Below are 17861 nucleotides of genomic sequence, written 5' to 3' on the forward strand. Positions count from 1 at the left end.
CGCCTTGAGTCTCAACACCCGCCCGCGGCAGCGGCATGGGTTTCGCACGCCGTTGCAGGTCTACACCGAGCTCCGCCAACTAAGCGAGGCCGATCCGGCTACGATGCACTGACTGTGTTGCGCGTGGACCTTGAAACCGCCGGGTTTCATGCTGGACACCCGACCAAGCTGGGCGGTTGATAGCCAGCTTGATACACAGATTGATACCTAGACTGGTATCAATGACGGAAGTGACCCGTCTGGTGCCTTTCTTTTCTTAGCGAAACCAACGACTTGGCTGGCTTCGGGATTGAGCTGGAGCGGGTGAAGGGAATCGAACCCTCGTCAGTAGCTTGGGAAGCTACAGCTCTACCATTGAGCTACACCCGCGTCGGGGTCTGGATGGTAATACGACTCCGGCGACGGGGCAAAGGTGGCGGGGGCCTGAACATGTCCGCGGCTTCCTACACCACCTTCCGGCCGGGCGCGCATAATCCCACGGGAATCCCTATGAGGGCCGGATCATGCGTCGTGTGCTTTCGCTATCCATCGCCACCGGGCTCGCGCTGGCCGCGGGTGCCGTCGTCGCGCAATCGCGAACTGTATCGACCGCCGACATGCCGAAGCCGGGTGTCAGCTACATCTCGGGCCCCTCGGTCCCCGTCCGGAAAGAAACCGTGAGCACGGGCACCTTGCCCCAGCCGACGCGCCTGTACGTGGGCGGCCAGGTTTCCGTGGGCGGCGGTGATTATCAGGGCCACGACGATGACGGTGACGGCGGTTTCGTGGCGGACAACGGCTACTACTACGGCGGCGGCTATCCGCCGGGCTATGGATGGAACGATCGCGGCCACAATCATGGGCGGCCGGAGCATGGCCACGATCATGACGGCCCGGGCGACGGGCATCATGGCGGGCACGATCACGATGGCGGACGGGATGGATCGCTGAGCGTCGCCCCGGCAAGTGGCGGCCATACCTCTTTCGGCAACGCGGGGGTGAAGCTGGCGCCGGAGCACCCGCAGGATCGGCGTGATCGCGGCCAGGGCTGGAGCCGCGGCTACGACGGCAACCAGCCGGTACAGCCAGGCACGGGGTTCACGAACAGCCGGGCGCCGCAACCGGGGACGGGAATGGGTACGGGGAATCAACCGGGAACGGGGATTCCCATGCGGGGCGGCGGCGGCAATGGGCTAGGGCATGGGCGGTAAGGGGTTGCCTCGCCTACAATGCGCGGATGCTGATTACCCTCAAAGGTGACGCGCACGACTGCGTGCCCGGCACCCCCGTGTCCGCCTCCGCGATACCGGTCATGCGGGCAAGCAGATAGAAATCGTCCACGCCATGGGTGGCGGCTGACGCCGCGGCCCCGACGGAAACCTCGCATGAACCACTTCACTCCCGCCGCCGCCGACCTCCCGACCGTCTACGGACGGGTCGGCTGACCATGGCGCACGACGACATGTCCGGCGAAGCACCCTTTCATCGCCGCATCCGCAGCTTCGTGCTGCGCGAGGGTCGGATGACGCCTGCGCAGCAGCGCGCCTTCGATGAGCATTGGGAGCGCTTCGGCCTCGACTACGCCGGCACGGAACGCGACCTCGGCGCCACCTTTGGGCGCACCGCGCCGCGCGTGCTCGAAATCGGCTTCGGCAATGGCGAGGCGCTGGCCTGGGCCAGCGAGCACGACCTCGCCCGCGACTACATCGGCGTGGAAGTGCACGGCCCGGGCGTAGGCCGCCTGATGAACGCCCTGGCCGCGCGCGAAGCGACGAACGTGCGCCTTTATAAGCATGACGCCGTCGACGTCCTGGAGCGCGAGATCCCGGCGGGAAGCCTGTCGGAAGTGCGCATCTGGTTCCCCGATCCGTGGCACAAGAAGCGCCACAACAAACGCCGCCTGATCCAGCCGGCCTTCGTCGAGCTGCTTGCCTCGCGGATGTCGCCAGGTGGCCTGCTCCACCTTGCCACGGACTGGGAAGCGTACGCGGAGCACATGCGCGAGACGATGGAAGCCTCGCAGGGTTGGCGGAATCGCGTGGGTCCAGGCCAGACGGCGGAGCGTCCTGAATGGCGCATCGAAACCCACTTCGAGCGTCGCGGCACGCGGCTCGGACACGGCGTGTGGGATTTCCTGTACGAGTGGCAGGGGCCAGCGAAGTCGGGCTGATTACGCGCGCTATTTTGTGGTCCAGCTTCAGCTGGTATCCACGCCCAGCGCGTATACTCCGGCGGCAACACCACAGCCTGGCAAGACCATGCCACCGCAAGCTCCAACCGACCGGAACCGGATAGCCGGCTAGTGGCACTGACTCTCACTCCCGAAATGATCCTCGTGCTGGGCCTGGTGGGCTTCACCATGCTCATGCTCGTTCTGGAGTGGATCCGGGCCGACATGGTCGCCCTGCTCGTCGTGGTCACGATCGGGCTCACCGGCCTGATCCCCGGCGACCAGGTGTTCAACGGGTTCGCCGGCAACGCCGTCATCGCCATCATCGCCATCATGATCATGGGCGCGGGCCTGGATCGTGCGGGTGTGCTTAACCTCACCGCCGCCTTCGTCCTGCGCATGGCCCGCGGCATGGAATCGCGCCTCGGCGTGGTCGTCAACAGCGTCACCAGCCTCTTCAGCGCGGTAATCCCGAGCCAGGCACTGGCCGCGCTGATGATCCCCGTTACCAGCCGCCTGTCCGCCCGCACCGGCGTACCGATGTCGCGGCTGCTGCTGCCGATGGCCTTCTGCATCCTCACGGCGACCAACACCACGCTGATCGCCAACTCGCCGCTGATCGTCCTCAACGACCTGATCGCCAGCGCGAACAGCAACCTGCCCCCGGGTGCGCACACGATCCCGAAGTTCGGCCTCTTCAGCGTCACCCCGGTGGGTCTCGTGCTCGCCGTGGTCGGCGTGCTGTTCTTCTACCTCTTCACCCGCAAGCTGCTGCCGGAGCGTGAGGACGACCGGCTCAAGGTCACGCCGGGGCGTACCGAAAGCTACTTTGCCGACACCTACGGCATCGTGGGTGAAACCGCCGAACTGACCGTCACCGCGGAAAGCCCCCTGGTGGGCATGAGCATCGGCGAGGTCGAGCAGTTGCATGGCGCACCGCTGATCCTGGCGATCAAGAATGGCAGCGAGAGTCGCGTGGCCCCGCCATCGGACCAGATGATCTGGGTGGGCACGGTGCTCGGTGTGCTCGCCCCGCGTGAGGCGATCATGTCGTTCGCGAACAACCAGCTGTGCCGCGTGTCGATGCGCATGCGCCAGCTGGGCGAACAGTTCAACACCACGCGCGCCGGCATTTCGGAAGCGGTGGTGCCGCCAAGCTCGCGCTTCATCAAGCAGAGCGTGGGCGAGTTGCGCCTGCGCAAGCGCTTCGGCATCTCCGTGCTGGCGGTGAACCGCGGCGACGAAGTCTTCCGCGAGGATGTGCGCGCGGTGACCTTGCGCGCTGGCGACACCCTTGTGCTGCACAGCAAATGGCGCGACCTCATGCTGGCCGAGGAAGACCGCGACATCGTCGTGGTCACCGACATCCCGAAAGAAGAGCAGCGCCCCGGCAAGATCTGGCAGGCCGTGGGCTTCTTCGTGCTGGCGAAGTGCCTGGCCCTCTTCACCCACCTCGACCTCTCGGTGGCGATGATGACCGGCGCCGTGGGCATGCTGCTCACCGGCGTGCTGAACATGGACGAGGCCTACAAGGCGATCAACTGGAAGACCATCTTCGTCACGGCCTGCCTCATTCCGCTGGGTTGGTCGATGGACTCCACCGGCACTGCCTCCTGGATCGCGCAGGAAGTGCTGCAGGTCCTCGGCCACGCGCCACAGTGGACGTTGCAACTCTCGATCGCGGTCCTCACGCTGATGTTCTCGCAGGTGATGTCGAACGTGGGTGCCACGGTGATGATGGTGCCCATCGCGATCAGCGTCGCCGTCACCACCGGCGGCAACCCCTCGGCCTATGCGCTGATCGTGGCCGTGTCGTCGTCGAATACCTTCCTGCTGCCCTCGGGGCATCCGGCGCTGATGATGGTGGCTGGTCCCGGTGGTTACCGCTCGCGCGATTTCCTGCGCGTGGGCCTGCCGCTGACGATCCTGATCCTCACGCTCACCCTGGTCACCATCAATTTCATGTATCGCTGAGCCTGACCGCCCCGTCGACGACGGCCACGGGCACGCTGCGCAGGCGGTCGCCGCGGCAGGGGCCGGCCGTGCAGTCGCCGCTCTCGGCCGTGAAGGTGGCCCCGTGGGCAGCGCAGATGATCTGCCCGGCACGGACCAGGAACTTGCCAGGCACATAATCCAGGCGCCGCCCGGCATGCGGACAGACGTTGAAGTAAGCCCGCGCCTCGTCCCCTTGCCGGTAGACCATCAGTGACTCCCTCTCGCCCTTCACGAGGGCTTCGACTTCGATGGCGTTGCCGTCGGGAATGTCCGCCAGCAGGCAGAGGGGGGTGGTTTCAATGGTAGGCGTCATGGCACTTGTCTATGGGGGCGGGATGCCCCAACGTACAGAGGCTCGCATGCATGTCATTGTGCCATATACGGATTTTTAACCAATGCGCCTCGTCTTCCCGCCCATCCGCCGTTCGCGTAATCCCCTCGTCCGCGCCCTGTCACTGGTGCTGGGCCTTGCCGTGGTGGGCGTGCTGCTCGTGTTCGGTGTGGTCGTCCTCGGGGTGCTTTTCGCCGGCGGCCTGGTTTTCCTCGCGGTGCGCCAGTGGAAGCTTTCCCGCGGCCGCGTCGCGGGCGGTGCCCAGGCGGCACCGAAGAAGCCGGAAGTCCTTGAAGGCGAGTTCGTCGTCGTTCGCCAGGGCCGGCCGGTCCATCACTGATACCCGCAAGAAGCGGATGGTGGCGGGGCCCGCCTCGTCCTACGCTGGTCTCCATGAAGGAGGCCACCATGAATTCCCAGGCTTGCGCCATGCATCCCGCCGCCGTCGATGCCCTTGAACGTGTCCGTGCCGCCCTCGAGAGCGGCGAGGGTGCGACCGATCTCAACAGCCTCGCCACCATCGCGGGGTTGAGCCCCACGCACCTGCAGCGGGCGTTCCGGCGCCGCTATGGCGTCAGTCCGGCCGAATACGCCCGCGCCCGCCGCTTCGGGCAGCTTCGCGAGGCGCTGCGGGAAGGTTCCGCGGTGACCGATGCCGTATACGAAGCCGGTTTCGGCTCCGGCAGCCGGGTGTATGAGGAAAGCGACCGCCGGCTGGGCATGACCCCAGCCAGCTATCGCGCCGGGGGCGCGGGCGCGTCGATTCGCTACACCACCACGAATACGCCGCTGGGCCAGTTGCTGGTCGCCACCACGGCGAAGGGAATCTGCTCGGTCACCCTGGGCGAAGACGATGCCGGACTCGAAGCACGCCTTGTCGCCGAATTTCCGCTCGCCGGGCGCGAACGCGTGGACGAAGGCCGCGAGGAGTGGCTCGACGCTGTGATCGGCCGGGTCGCGCACGAACTCGGCTGGAGCGACCGCGACGCACCGGCCATGCCTCCGCTCGACATCGCCGCCACCGCCTTCCAGTGGCGAGTCTGGGACGCGCTCACCCGGATTCCGCGCGGCGAAACCCTGAGCTATGGCGAGCTTGCCGCGAAGCTCGGCGTGCCGAAGGCGGCACGCGCCATCGGCCGCGCCTGCGGCAGCAACAAGCTGGCCCTCCTGGTCCCCTGCCACCGGATCATCCGCGAAGACGGAAGCCTCGGCGGCTGGCGTTGGGGCCTGGATATCAAGCAGCAATTGCTCGCCACCGAACGTGCCATGAAAGTCACTCAAGGCTGACCCCGAAACGTTTCGCTACCGCATGTCATCTGGCAACGATATCTTGCGGAATTCCACCGGATCTCCTTATGTCAGACACCGCCTGTACGAGCCAAGCTTCCACTTCCGCCGTCGCCGACCAGCGCTGGATGGTGACGCTGTCGCTGTTCGCCCTGTATGTGATCTGGGGTTCCACCTACCTGGCCATTCGCTATGCGCTGGTAAGCTACCCGCCGTTCACGCTTGCCGCGATCCGCTTCGCTATCGCCGGCGTGCTGCTTTTCACCGTGCTGCGCGTGCGCGGCGAATCGATGCCTACCGCTCGCCAGTGGAAGAACGCCGCCATCGTGGGCACGCTGCTCCTGGCCGGCGGTAACGGTCTGGTCTGCTTCGCGGAGCAGTCGGTGGGTTCGGGCATCGCCGCCGTCGCGGTGGCGAGCATGCCGCTGTTCGCAGCGGTGTTCGGTGGCGTCTACGGCGAGTGGCCGTCGCGCGGCGAAACCGCCGGGCTCCTGCTCGGCTTCGTCGGCGTGATCGTGCTCAACCTCGGCGCCGGCCTGGCCGGTTCGCCCCTGGGTGCCATCGCGTTGATCGTTGCGGCGATATCGTGGGCCTTCGGCTCGGTGTGGTCGAAGCGGCAGGACATGCCCAAGGGACCGATGAACACCGCGGCGCAGATGCTCTGCGCCAGCATTTCGCTGGCGATCATCGCCTTCCTGCATGGCGAACGCATCCCGGCACACCCGGAAGCCGGTGCCACCGCCGCGCTCGCCTACCTCGTGGTGTTCGGCTCGATCATCGCCTTCAGCGCGTACCTCTATGTGCTGAAAACAGTGCGACCCGCGCTCGCCACCAGCTATGCCTACGTCAACCCGCCGGTGGCCGTGTTGTTCGGCGTGGCGCTCGCGGGTGAGCATGTCGGCGGCTTCGATCTTGCCGGCATGGCGATCATCCTGGTGGGTGTGGGCATCATCACCCTGATGCGCGTGCGGACAGCTCGCTAACTAAAACGGCCCTCAATGGCTCGGCTTCGCCATCGCATTGAGCTCGGACGTGGCGGCAAGGAGCCGTCGGGCGCCGTTGTTGTCGCTAAGTCCTCGTCCGGCCTTCGCCTCCCTGCGGAATCGCTCCAACAACGACACCCGACGACTCCTTCAAACGTGACGCGGGGTTGAAGGAGAGCGCGGCGAGCGAAATCATTACCCTCGCTGGAACTCGCTCTTAGTGAAACGGGTTACTGCGTCTCGCGTTCTCCTTTTGAAATTCGTGAGGCTCAATCCGACGCCCTTTACGCTCCCGACGGGCATATGCTTCCCGAAGCCTGGAAAGCGTCTCTGGATCGGCACAACGATCTGTGGTGGCAAGCGGGAATTGCTGCACCGTCACCACACGCTTACCGATGGCGTCGGGGTCGCCCCAAGCAACGCCGCCCATAGATGTAGATCCGTCGTACACGATGGATTCCCCAAGCACTCGGCCTGTCGACTCTTCGACGAGGCGGTCGAATATTGGAGCATCCCATGCGAAACCGAAGCCGATATCAGGCTCTCCCGGCTGAGGGAGGCTATGCAACTGCGATGGCAGCACCCAGAAAGGCCGAAAGGTGTCGATTCGAAGGCATCCATCGGGTGATTCGTAGGAGTACCAACGCGTGGCGAGGGACCGTTCCCACCATGTCGATGCGAAGTAGATGCCGCAAACTAGCAAAACGATGACGAGAACAGCCCGGCCAATCAAGAAAGGTCCAAAATTGCATCGACAGTTTGCCAAAGTACGTCAGAGTAGACGACGAAATCGCCCCCCCGGCCCGTATGCGCCCGAAAATCCCTGAAGCTATTGTTAGAAGCCTTTCCAATGGGCTCGCCATGCCAATCGAGAGCCAGCCCCTCCAACAAGACATTGGCGGCCATCTCCGTCTTGTTCAGTACGCCAAATTCCGTCCACATTCCCAGGAACTGCTCGTCGTTGAAGTCATAATTGTCGCGGATATAAAACCCGATGTGGGAAAGCGAAAATTGCTTTCTCCCACTCGATTTTGAAAGACCGGCCGCCCCAACAAACGCCATCTTCATTGTGGCTTTCCCCAACGCTCCATACATGTCGTCGATAGTGTCCGACGATTCACCGAAGGGTTGAATATTTACCTGACATAGGTCCTCCAGCTGAGGAGCCGTCATGCCGACTCGGCCGAGCTCCATGCCTTCAACTCCGCACCAACCAGCATCGATCAATCGCTTCTTCAAGAGCCCGATGGTCGGTCCTGAGGCGCACTTGGCTCTTAGATTGCGCATCGCGTCAATAGCTCGCGGATACCTAGCTGCCCATTCCATCGACACGAGTTGAGTATCAAGTTGGGAGGCTGGGATTTGCCCAGCCATCGGCTGACCCTCTTTTGTCTTCCAGTCGTCCGGCATAGCCCAGCCAGGGCTCGTGAACCAACGATCCATCAACGCCGCCGAGACCGTCCAACCCATCTGGCGCATGGCCGAAGGGATGGCCTGGATACGCATTCGCGGAACGACGACATCCTGCGGGGCTTCGCCGCGAGGCTTTGGCTTCACCTTGATATGTTTCGGAACAAGAAAAACCTCTGCCGAGCCTTGGATACGAGAAAAATCTGCGATACCCATTACCATACCTCCATGTCCGGAACAGCGATGGCGACGAATGGCACATTTTCACTGCTGCACGACAGCGGAGAGGTCAACCCTTCAGGGCTTGACTGAGTCGGCGTGCCGCTTGTGGCCGCAAGTGTCTTGACATAGTTCAGGCCGCCATGCGGCTTCCCTCGGCCACACAGAAGGCGAAGCTCAACTTCCAAACTCGTGTCAATGGGATGCTCAGCATTGTCGAGCATCACTCTCCCGCTCACCTGTGACGACTGTATACGGCTCTTCGACAAATCCGAATCCATATGCTGCTTGTAGCCGTCGTCCGCATCAGAGTAGCGATCACTGGTGGCGCGACGTTCTCCGGGGACCACGATGTGGTGCCCGCAGGCCAACAGATCACCTTGGCGCGCGACCGGCCGGCCATGCACTGTTACACGCGCAGTGGCTTCTGCAATGTGGGTCATGCCATCTACATGGCACAAAACCCGCGCTCCTTTGAATGCCGCTGGCAGGCCATCAACCATGAAAATGTCGTCGCCTTCCAAGATCTTTCCTCCCGCGGAGGTCGTGTCCCCCGCGCAGGCGATAGGCTGTCGACTAGACATGGGCACACCTTCCAGCCCGATCGAAGCGAAACAAAACGCGGCGAATCATAGAACCTCCTGCCAGTTGGTTGAACGCATACGGTAGAAGCATTGACTCTGCGGCAATATGGGAGAATTCTGAAAAATGTGAATCATGTTGAACGACGCGACGGCGATGCTGCGCTATTCGCACGGGCTCACGGAAATGATGCGCGACACGATGCATGAGGCGTCGGCTGTCGACTGCCGGTGTGCGTCGTACGCGCTGAGCGCCATCGCAGCGCTGACGCAGATGGGCCTGGAGTGCATGGCACAAGCACACGCGCAGATGACCGTGGAGGGTGTGACGCCGGTTGACGGGTGATGGAAAAAAAGGGTTCTTCACGGAAGTCCGGGGACGTTGCATGGATACATCGGTTCATTCGCCCGGCGACTGCATGTTTCCAGCGGCTCGGACGGTGAGGCGCAGAGTCTTCGGTGCCCACCCTCGCTGCTCAGACAGGTCCTCCGCGTTCGATAGGGAGGGCCGCTCTCTTGTGCGGAACTCGCCTCGAGGGTGGACACCGAAGACTCTTCCCATTCCTGAGGCGGATTGTCCGGAGAGCCGCCACAGCCGACGACGGCAGCCACGGCTCGCGGGATGTCGTCATCGCGTCGCCTCATCAGCGCCAGTCAGGCCTTTCGTGGCTCCCGACAGGTGTAATCAAGCGGATGGAGTGAAGACGGCCCCTTGTCCGGGCACCAAGGTCTCCTGCGAGACGCTCAGGTGTAAAAGCGCCGTGGCGATACCGGGGCGCGCGAACGCCACGGCGAGCCTGATCTAACCAGCGGCAGGGTCGTCATCTAAGGCGGGTGCTGATCCCCGGTAATGCGTGAAGAACCAAAAAAAGGGGCAGAGTCGCTATTCAGAGGGGAACAGCAATCGGCGGGCGGCCGATGAATAATGACGCTGACCCGCTTCCCTCTGCCGTGCCGCGCTCGCCTGCAACCTCACGCCACGTTCGGAGGAGCCGTCGGGTGTCGTTGTTGGAGCGATTCCGCAGGGAGGCGAAGGCCGGACGAGGACTTAGCGACAACAGCGGCGCCCGACGGCTCCTCGCCGCCACGTCCGAGCGCAACGCGACGGCGAAGCCGAGCCGGCAGACCGCGAATTTGTGACGAAGTTCGCATCCCGACGCCACAGAGACGCATTTTCAGAATTATTCGATGTCCGAAGTTCTCATAGCTCCCTAGGCTTGCCTGCCTTGTCACGGGAGTGGGGCATGCCAGGGACCCAACCGACACGATTCCATTGCTCGCGCCGCCGCCGCTGGTGGGCGGCGCGTATGACCACCGTCTTTGGCGTCGGCATCGCCGCGATCGCGTCGTGCCAACGCTTCCATCCCGCCCCGGCCGATCCACACGCGCTGGTCGAAGCGTGCAAGATCGACCTCGCGGCGCCCTTACAGTTCGCGCAGGGCCGTCGTCACGGGGAGGCGCGCCGCGCGCAATGCGGGGAACAGTCCACCGATGAAGCCGATCGCCAGCGCCCACTTGATGCCGGTCCATAACAATCCTCCGCTCACGTGGAAGCGGAAGACCACCTGGCTGAAGTTCGCTCCCAGGGTGGATGCCGTGTACCCGTTGAAGATGATCCATACGATGCCTGCGCCTATGACGCCGCCCAGCAAGGCAAGAAGCATCGTTTCGAGCATCACCGACACCACCACGGGCACGCCACGAAAACCGATCGCCCGCAACGTGGCGATCTCGCGCGCACGCGCCTGGATGGCGGCGAACATCGTGTTGAGCGCGCCGAACACGGCACCGATCGCCATGATGATGCCGACGGTGATGCCCACCGCGCGCAGCACCTTGGTGAGACCTTCGGACTGCTTGCTGAAGTATTCGTGTGTCGTGGACACGTCCACCTTCAGGCGTGGGTCCGCCGCAAGGCTGGCCTTGAAGGTGTCGAAGGATGTCGGCGAATCGAGCAATACCGTCACCGACTGAACGCTGCTGCCGCGACGGTAAGCCGAGGCGACGCTCTGCGTGTCGCCCCACAGTTCCGACTCGAGGGCATCGTTCGATCCGAACACGCCGACCACGGTCCACGTCTGCCCGGCGAGACGGATGCTCTGGCCAACGTCGAGCCCTTGGAATTGCGCCAGCGCACCCTTGCCTACGATCAGTTCGCGCAGGCCCGGCTTGAACTTGCGGCCCTGGACGATCTTCACCTGGTCGCGCAGGCTCCAGACATCTTCGCTCACGCCGCGGATGGGTACGTTCGCGGCGCTGTTCGGATCGCCCTTGCGCGGCAGGTCGGCCACCACCACCAGTTCGCCCGACGCGATCGGCTTGCCCTGCGCGTCCTTCTTCACGCCCGGCGCCTGGATCACCACATTGGCGCTGTCGCGGTCGAGGATGGAATTGAGCTCCGCCTGCGAGCCGCCGCGCAGCACGATGGCCGAGTGGTCGTTGCCGGTGGAGCGCAACGTGTCCGCGAAGCCCTCGCTCATGGCAAGCATCGCCACGAGCACGCCGACGACGCCGGCAATACCCACGACGACCACCGACGACGAGCCCAGCCGTTGGGTCACCGTGGCGAGTCCCACCTTCGTGACCTCCCACGTCTGCCTGCCACGACGGGTGACCCCCATCCAGATCGCGAGCACCACCGCCAGGGCGACGATGCCCGGCCACGGCAGGACGATCCAGATGGCGAGGAAGACCGCCACGGCTAGCAAGGAGAGGAGGCTGGCGCCAATTTTCTTCAACGATTTCATTGTGTCTATCTCCTCAGCGCCCGGCGAGCGCGTCGACGATGTTCAGACGCATGGCGCGGATGGCGGGCAGTGCGCCGACAAGCGCACCGATGACCAGCATCAGCACGATGCCGAGGACCCAGGTCTGCATGCCCAACGGAGGCAGGTTGAGCATGCCGCCGCTGCCCTTGGCCACGATCGGCACGACGACGCTCGCCATGGCGAGGCCAAGGATGCCGCCGAGCAGCAGCAGGAGAATGCCTTCGGTCAGCACCATGCCAAGCACGCTGCGGCTGGAGAAACCGATCGTCTTCAGCACGGCCAGTTCGTTGGTGCGCTCGCGCACGGCTTGGGCCATCGTGTTGCCGGTGAGCAGGATCAGGGTGAAGAACACGGCGCCCATGATCGCGGACACGATGAGTCCGATATCGCCCAGCTGCTTCACGAACGAGGCGTTGAAGGCCTGCTCGGTCTGCGTCTTCGTCTCGTGATCCGAGTTCGCCGAAAGCGCATCGATGGCCTTCGCCACCGAGTCGGCCTTGTCGGCCGAGGTCAGCTGCACCACGTACCAGCCCACGGTGGTGCCCACGCTCTGGAACGCATTGGCATCCTCGAAGTACTTGTGGTGGAAGAAGAACTGCTGGTCGGTACCGTTGGCCGCGCCCTTCGCCGGCGTGTAAATGCCGACGAGGTCGAACGGCCAGGTCTTGTCGCCGTTGCGCTGCGGAAAGATCGTGGACTGAAGCGGGATCTTGTCGCCCACTTTCCAGCCGTATCGCTTCGCCAGTGCCTCGCCCACGATGGCGCCCGTGCGGGTGCTCTCGAAGGCCTTCCGCTGTTCGGGCGGCAGGACGATCTCGTGGTAGATGTCGAGGTAGTTGTCGCTCACCGCGAAGCTGAGAACGAAGTTCTTCGGATCCTGGTAGATGCCGCCGAACCAGTTGGCGTACCCCACGTTCTTCACGCCCGGCACCGCCTGCATGCGCGTGGACAGGCTCGCGGGCAGCGATTGGATGATGGAATAGCGCGAGGTGGTGAGCAGGCGATCGACGCCGATCACGCTGTCGCCGCCCGACGAGAACGCCGAGCGGGTCGCGTCGAGCATGCCGAACAGGAGGAAGGCGGCGAGGATCGATACCAGGGTGAAGAAGGTGCGGGCCTTGCGGCGGAAGAGCGCGGCCCAGATGAGGTGCAGGTATTTCATGGTGGCATCCTCCTCGTCACGCCACGGACTGCTCGACGAGGGTGCCCTTGTCGAGGTGCAGGGTGTGGTTGGCGTACTCGGCGGCCTTCGGATCGTGGGTCACCATCACGATGGTCTTGCCGTGCTCGCGGTTGAGTTCGCGCAGCAGGCCGAGGATCTCCTCGGCGGAATGGCGATCGAGATCGCCGGTCGGCTCGTCGCAGACCAGGAGGGTCGGATCGGAAACGATCGCGCGCGCGATCGCTACGCGCTGCTGCTGGCCGCCGGACAGTTCCGAGGGCTTGTGCGTGGCGCGGTCGGAGAGGCCTACCAGTTGTAAAGCCACCGAAGCGTTCTGCTTGCGCTGCGCACCGGAAAGCTTCGTCAGCAGGAGCGGCAGTTCGACGTTGCGCTGGGCGGTGAGCATCGGCATGAGGTTGTAGAACTGGAAGACAAAGCCGACATGCGCCGCGCGCCACTTTGCCAGCGCGCCGGAGCCGAGCTGGTCGATGCGATCGCCCGCCACGGTGATGCTGCCGCCGGTCGGCGTGTCGAGACCGCCGATGAGGTTCAGCAGGGTGGTCTTGCCCGAGCCCGAGGGACCCATCAGCGCGAGGAAGTCCCCTTCCTCGATCTTGAGGTTCACGCCGTGCAGTACTTCGACCTTCTGCCGGCCGCGCTCGTAGACCTTGGAAAGATCCTGGATGTCGATCAGGGTGGCCATCGTTCTGTCTCCGTGGAATATCAGGGCGTGGTGGTGGCGGTGCGGACGGCGGCACCGTCGGCAAGGTCGGCAGGGGGCGAAACGATCACGGTGTCGCCGGGGGCGATGCCGTCGATGACCAGGCGCAGGTCGCCGGTGGCCTGCTTCGCCGCCATCACCGGGCGGCGTGCGGCTTTGCCGTCGGCCACGGTGTAAACGACATCGCGGTCGTCGCGACGGACCAGGGCGGCCACGGGTACGAGGACGCCTTTCGGCAGACTCGCCTGCGTGGGTGCGCGACGTTCGAGGAAGGAAACGCGCACGCCCATGTCGGGAACGATGCGTGCATCCTTCTGCCCGAGCGCCACGCGCACCTTCACCGTGGCCTTGCCCCGGTCCGCGGCCGGCACGATGGCGATCACGTGCGCGGGAATGCGCCAGTCGGGGTAAGCGTCGAGCACGGCTTCGGCCGGCATGTCGGGCTGCACGCGGCCAATATAGGCCTCGTTGACGTCGACATCGATTTCAAGCGAATCCATGTCCACGATGGTGCCCACGCCCGTACGGGTGAAGCCGCCGCCGGCGGAGAGCGGCGAGACGATTTCGCCCACTTGCGCCGCCTTGTCGGTGATCACGCCATCGAACGGCGCGCGCACCACCGTGTAATCCAGATTGACCTGCCCCACGCTCACCTGGGCGTCGGCGGCGTCGGCCTGCCGGCGCGCCGTATTGAGCTGTGCTCGGTATGTATTGGCCTGGGTCCGGGTCTGCTCGGCCAGCTGGCGCGACACCAGCCCACGGCCGACCAGGGCCTCCTGGCGATCGGCGTCGCGCCGGGCCTGTTCGAGCTGCGCCTCGTTCTGCATGACACTCGCATGGGCCGCCGCCGCATTGGCGCGGGCGGAATCCAGGCTTGCGCGCAAGGCGTTGTCCTCGAGCCGGGCCAGCACCTGGCCCTTTTTCACCCGGTCGCCTTCCTCGATCAGTACCTCGGTCAGGGTGCCGGTGATCTGCGCCGATACGGTCGCCTGGCGCCGGGCCGTGACGTAGCCCGTGGCCTGCAGCACGGCACCCGCCTCGCTGCCCGCGCTCGGCGCGACGGCCGTGGCCGTGCGCACCTCGACCGGACGCCGGGCCAGGAAAGCCCATGCGCCTCCGGCCAGGAGCAGGACGACAACGAGGATGGCGACCGCGACCAGTGCGGTGCGTCCGCCGGAGCCTCCCCCACCGCCGTGCGCTTCCTTATGCGATTTGTCGATCTTCAGCTGCTTAAGCAACTCGGCGTTCGAATTCATCTTCCCTCTTTCCCTAATGCCACGTTCGCAGCAGGATCATGCGTTCCCGCGGGGACCCTGCGCCACTTCCGCCGATCAGTCATCTGCCGTGACAGGTGTCACCTGCTACGCTTGGCGGCATGAGTACCGTCATCCCATCGCCGGCCCAGCCGAGCATCCCCGTTGCCGGCCGCGGCGAGCGCTTCCCGGTCCGCCGCGTCTTCTGCATCGGACGCAACTACGCCGACCACGCCCGCGAAATGGGAGCGTCGGTGGACAAGGCTAACCCGATGTTCTTTACCAAGCCCGCCGACGCCCTCGTAACCGATGGTGCCGACGTGCCCTACCCGTCCGCCACCAACGACCTGCACCACGAGGTGGAGATGGTCGTCGCGCTCGGTGCCGGCGGCTCGGATCTCTCCGTGGAAGAGGCAGCAAGGCTGGTCTGGGGCTACGGCGTCGGGCTGGACCTCACCCGCCGCGACCTGCAGGCGCAGGCCAAGGCCAAGGGCGCGCCGTGGGACGTCGCCAAGGCCTTCGACCATTCCGCTCCCGTTTCCGCGCTGGTACCCGCGGATGAGACCTCGCTTTCGGCAGCCACGCGCATAACGCTGGAAATCAGTGGCGAAATGCGCCAGCAGGCCACGCTGGGCGACATGATGCTCGACGTGCCGGAAATACTCAGTGCGCTGTCGCGCCTGTTCGAACTGAAGGCCGGTGATATCGTCTATACCGGCACGCCCGCCGGCGTCGCCGCGCTGGCACGGGGAGACCGCTTCCTTGCCACGCTGGAGGGTGTCGCCACGCTCGAGGGGCGCGTGGTCTGAGTTCGCGAAGTGCCGACATACGGATCGCTAGCTTCCACCGTTCGCTGCCAAGCCATGAGGAGAAGGGCCGATGAGCTTCATCGCGGAATTCAAGAAATTCGCACTGCGCGGTAACGTGGTCGACCTCGCCGTCGGTGTCGTGATCGGCGCCGCGTTCGGCAAGATCGTCACGTCGCTGGTCGACAACATCATCATGCCCCCGCTCGGCTGGGCCATCGGCGGCATCGACTTCTCCGAGTGGAAGTGGGTGTTGAAGGCAGGCGATCCGGCCACGAAGACCGCGGAAGTGGCTGTGCAGTACGGCGTCTTCATCAACGTGCTGATCCAGTTCGTCATCATCGCCTTCGCGATCTTCCTCGTGGTCAAGGCGATCAACCGTCTCACCCGCCGCGAAGAGGAAGCACCCGCGGCGCCGGCCGCGGACGTGGTACTGCTGACCGAGATCCGCGATTTGCTGAAGCAGCAGAACCGCACGCCCTGATCGTAGGAGCACGCCCTGCGCGTTTATGCCCGCGTCGGGTACGACGGCTTTTCGACTCGGTCTGCGAGGTCGCGCGCCAGCTCCAAGGCCAGGCCTCAAAACATGTCGCGCGCAGGGCCCGCTCCTACGACCCCGTGACTTCCGGCCTAGTCGTTGCACTGCCCCCCGGCGCAATAATCGACGTTTCCGTCCCCGGGGGTTACACATGCGTCATACGGTCCGTCTCCACGCGCTCGCCGCGTGCCTTGCGCTCGCCTTCTCCGCCCACGCCGCCGACAAGGCGACCACGATTCCGGAGAAGGCCGTCACCGCCGCCACCGAACTGCGCGACCGGGCGATGAAGGACAACACCGGCTACGAATTCGTCACCGGCCTGACCACCGAGGTCGGCCCGCGCCTGGCCGGCAGCGCCGCCGACGCGCGCGGCGTGGCCTGGACCGTTGCGAAGTTCAAGGCGATGGGCTTCGACAAGGTTTACACCGAGAAGGTCAGCTACCCGCTGTGGCAGCGCCGCAGCGAACATGCGGAGATCGTCGCGCCGTTCCCCCAGCCGCTGGCACTGACCGCGCTCGGTTATTCGGCCGGCACGCCGAAGGGCGGGCTTACTGCGGAAGTGATCGGCTTCAACGACCTCGACGCGCTGAAGAAGGCGGACCCCGCGACGATCAAGGGGAAGATCGTCTACGTCAGCACGCACATGCAGCAGCAGAAGGACGGCCACGATTACCGCGACGGCTCGGCCACACGCACCGCCGGTGCCGTGATCGCCGCCAAGATGGGCGCGGCCGCTTATCTCCTGCGCTCGGCGGGCACCGATCCGCACAGCCGTACGCCGCATACAGGCGTCACCGGCTTCCAGGACCCGAAGGATGCCATTCCCGCTGCCGCTCTCTCGCTGCCGGACGCCGACCAGCTCGAGCGCATCCTGAAGGAAGGCAAGCCGGTGAGCGTGAAGCTCGACCTCGACGTCGGCATTGCCGGCACTTACGAAGGCAGCAACGTCCTCGCCGAAGTCACTGGCGCGAAGCATCCGGACCAGATCGTCGCCATCGGCGGACACCTGGATTCCTGGGACCTCGGCACCGGCGCGATCGACGACGGCGCAGGCGTGGCGATCGCCGCGGCTGCCGCGAAGCTGATCAAGGACATGCCGCAGCGTCCGGACCGCACCATCCGCGTCATCGCGTTCGCCAACGAGGAAATGGGCTTGTGGGGCGGCCGCGCCTACGCCGACGCGCATGCGAAGGACGTCGCGAAGTTCCAGCTCGGCACCGAGTCCGACTTCGGCGCGGGTCGCATCTGGCGCATGAGTGCCAGCGTGAAGCCGTCCGCGCGTGGCGCCATCGAGCAGATAGCCAGGGTGATCCAGCCGATCGGCGTCGCCTACGACGCGACCAAGCCCGGTGGTGGCGGTTCCGATCTCTCGCAGATGCATGCGAAGGGCATGGCGGCACTATCGCTGACCCAGGACGGCACCGACTACTTCAACTACCACCACAACGCCAACGACACGCTCGACAAGATCGATCCGAAGGCACTGGCGCAGAACGTGGCGGTGTATGCCACGTTCGCGTACATGGCCGCGCAGGCGGACGGCGATTTCGGCTCGGCACCGGACGCCTTCGCGAAGGACGGCGCGCACGACTGACCGGTGTAGGAGCGCGCCTTGCGCGCGACAGATTTTCGCCAAAAGCCTCAGGACCTGCTGCTTT

Annotated in this window: 17 protein-coding genes and 1 tRNA gene; 10 read left to right on the top strand and 8 right to left on the bottom strand. The window is 64.9% G+C overall.

Features of this window, described 5'->3' with window-relative positions; translation table 11 throughout:
• Positions 1–295: 295 nt before the first annotated feature.
• Positions 296–369 (bottom strand) — tRNA-Gly (locus tag VGM71_RS00025).
• A gap of 134 nt (positions 370–503) precedes the next feature.
• Here VGM71_RS00025 and VGM71_RS00030 point away from each other — a divergent pair.
• The 3 genes from VGM71_RS00030 (at position 504) to VGM71_RS00040 (ending at position 4123) form a co-directional block, all read left to right on the top strand.
• A complete protein-coding gene (locus VGM71_RS00030; protein ID WP_331541689.1) occupies positions 504–1190 on the top strand; it encodes a hypothetical protein in 687 nt (228 codons plus the stop codon).
• Positions 1191–1426: 236 nt separating this feature from the next.
• Positions 1427–2149, top strand: a complete 723-nt coding sequence (gene trmB / locus VGM71_RS00035) for a tRNA (guanosine(46)-N7)-methyltransferase TrmB (RefSeq protein ID WP_331541690.1) — start codon at positions 1427–1429, stop codon at positions 2147–2149.
• A gap of 156 nt (positions 2150–2305) precedes the next feature.
• Positions 2306–4123, top strand: coding sequence for an SLC13 family permease (locus VGM71_RS00040; RefSeq protein ID WP_331541705.1), 1818 nt, complete (start codon positions 2306–2308; stop codon positions 4121–4123).
• Here the strand turns inward: VGM71_RS00040 and VGM71_RS00045 are convergent.
• Entirely contained in the window at positions 4110–4457 is a 348-nt protein-coding gene (locus tag VGM71_RS00045) for a Rieske (2Fe-2S) protein (RefSeq protein WP_331541691.1), read from the bottom strand. The two genes, VGM71_RS00040 and VGM71_RS00045, sit on opposite strands and share 14 nt — an antisense overlap.
• Positions 4458–4539: 82 nt before the next feature.
• Between VGM71_RS00045 and VGM71_RS00050 the strand changes: the two genes are divergently transcribed.
• The 3 genes from VGM71_RS00050 (at position 4540) to yedA (ending at position 6745) form a co-directional block, all read left to right on the top strand.
• Complete coding sequence (locus tag VGM71_RS00050; protein ID WP_331541692.1) at positions 4540–4815, top strand: hypothetical protein; 276 nt, start codon at positions 4540–4542, stop codon at positions 4813–4815.
• A gap of 68 nt (positions 4816–4883) precedes the next feature.
• Positions 4884–5762, top strand: a complete 879-nt coding sequence (locus VGM71_RS00055) for a methylated-DNA--[protein]-cysteine S-methyltransferase (RefSeq protein ID WP_331541693.1) — start codon at positions 4884–4886, stop codon at positions 5760–5762.
• Positions 5763–5830: 68 nt separating this feature from the next.
• Positions 5831–6745, top strand: coding sequence for a drug/metabolite exporter YedA (gene yedA, locus VGM71_RS00060; protein WP_331541694.1), 915 nt, complete (start codon positions 5831–5833; stop codon positions 6743–6745).
• A gap of 729 nt (positions 6746–7474) precedes the next feature.
• Here yedA and VGM71_RS00065 read toward each other — a convergent pair.
• Complete coding sequence (locus VGM71_RS00065; RefSeq protein WP_331541695.1) at positions 7475–8371, bottom strand: DUF6402 family protein; 897 nt, start codon at positions 8369–8371, stop codon at positions 7475–7477.
• Positions 8371–8958, bottom strand: coding sequence for a PAAR domain-containing protein (locus VGM71_RS00070; protein ID WP_331541696.1), 588 nt, complete (start codon positions 8956–8958; stop codon positions 8371–8373). Before VGM71_RS00070 ends, VGM71_RS00065 begins: the two co-directional genes overlap by 1 nt.
• A 133-nt stretch (positions 8959–9091) precedes the next feature.
• Here VGM71_RS00070 and VGM71_RS00075 point away from each other — a divergent pair, with 133 nt between their 5' ends.
• Positions 9092–9301, top strand: coding sequence for a hypothetical protein (locus VGM71_RS00075; protein WP_331541697.1), 210 nt, complete (start codon positions 9092–9094; stop codon positions 9299–9301).
• A gap of 1078 nt (positions 9302–10379) precedes the next feature.
• Here VGM71_RS00075 and VGM71_RS00080 read toward each other — a convergent pair.
• Genes VGM71_RS00080 through VGM71_RS00095 form a run of 4 tightly spaced genes read right to left on the bottom strand, consistent with a single transcriptional unit; the run spans position 10380 to position 14862 of the window.
• Positions 10380–11702 carry an ABC transporter permease gene (locus tag VGM71_RS00080; RefSeq protein ID WP_331541698.1) on the bottom strand — a complete coding sequence of 441 codons (1323 nt, stop codon included), beginning with the start codon at positions 11700–11702 and terminating at the stop codon, positions 10380–10382.
• A gap of 13 nt (positions 11703–11715) precedes the next feature.
• Positions 11716–12885 (bottom strand): ABC transporter permease, encoded by a 1170-nt coding sequence (locus VGM71_RS00085; protein ID WP_331541699.1) that lies wholly within the window; start codon positions 12883–12885, stop codon positions 11716–11718.
• Between the two features lie 16 nt (positions 12886–12901).
• Entirely contained in the window at positions 12902–13588 is a 687-nt protein-coding gene (locus VGM71_RS00090; RefSeq protein ID WP_331541700.1) for an ABC transporter ATP-binding protein, read from the bottom strand.
• A 20-nt stretch (positions 13589–13608) separates the two neighbouring features.
• Positions 13609–14862, bottom strand: a complete 1254-nt coding sequence (locus VGM71_RS00095; protein ID WP_331541701.1) for an efflux RND transporter periplasmic adaptor subunit — start codon at positions 14860–14862, stop codon at positions 13609–13611.
• A gap of 119 nt (positions 14863–14981) precedes the next feature.
• Here VGM71_RS00095 and VGM71_RS00100 point away from each other — a divergent pair, with 119 nt between their 5' ends.
• The 3 genes from VGM71_RS00100 (at position 14982) to VGM71_RS00110 (ending at position 17797) form a co-directional block, all read left to right on the top strand.
• Complete coding sequence (locus tag VGM71_RS00100) at positions 14982–15668, top strand: fumarylacetoacetate hydrolase family protein (protein ID WP_331541702.1); 687 nt, start codon at positions 14982–14984, stop codon at positions 15666–15668.
• Between the two features lie 70 nt (positions 15669–15738).
• Positions 15739–16149: a large-conductance mechanosensitive channel protein MscL gene (mscL, locus tag VGM71_RS00105; protein ID WP_331541703.1), complete on the top strand. Its 411-nt coding sequence runs from the start codon at positions 15739–15741 to the stop codon at positions 16147–16149.
• Between the two features lie 205 nt (positions 16150–16354).
• The gene (locus VGM71_RS00110) at positions 16355–17797 is read left to right on the top strand and encodes a M20/M25/M40 family metallo-hydrolase (RefSeq protein ID WP_331541704.1); all 1443 of its coding nucleotides are present in this window, start codon (positions 16355–16357) and stop codon (positions 17795–17797) included.
• The last annotated feature ends 64 nt before the right edge of the window (positions 17798–17861 follow it).

The sequence above is a fragment of the Luteibacter sp. genome, assembly GCF_036499525.1.
Classification (GTDB): domain Bacteria; phylum Pseudomonadota; class Gammaproteobacteria; order Xanthomonadales; family Rhodanobacteraceae; genus Luteibacter.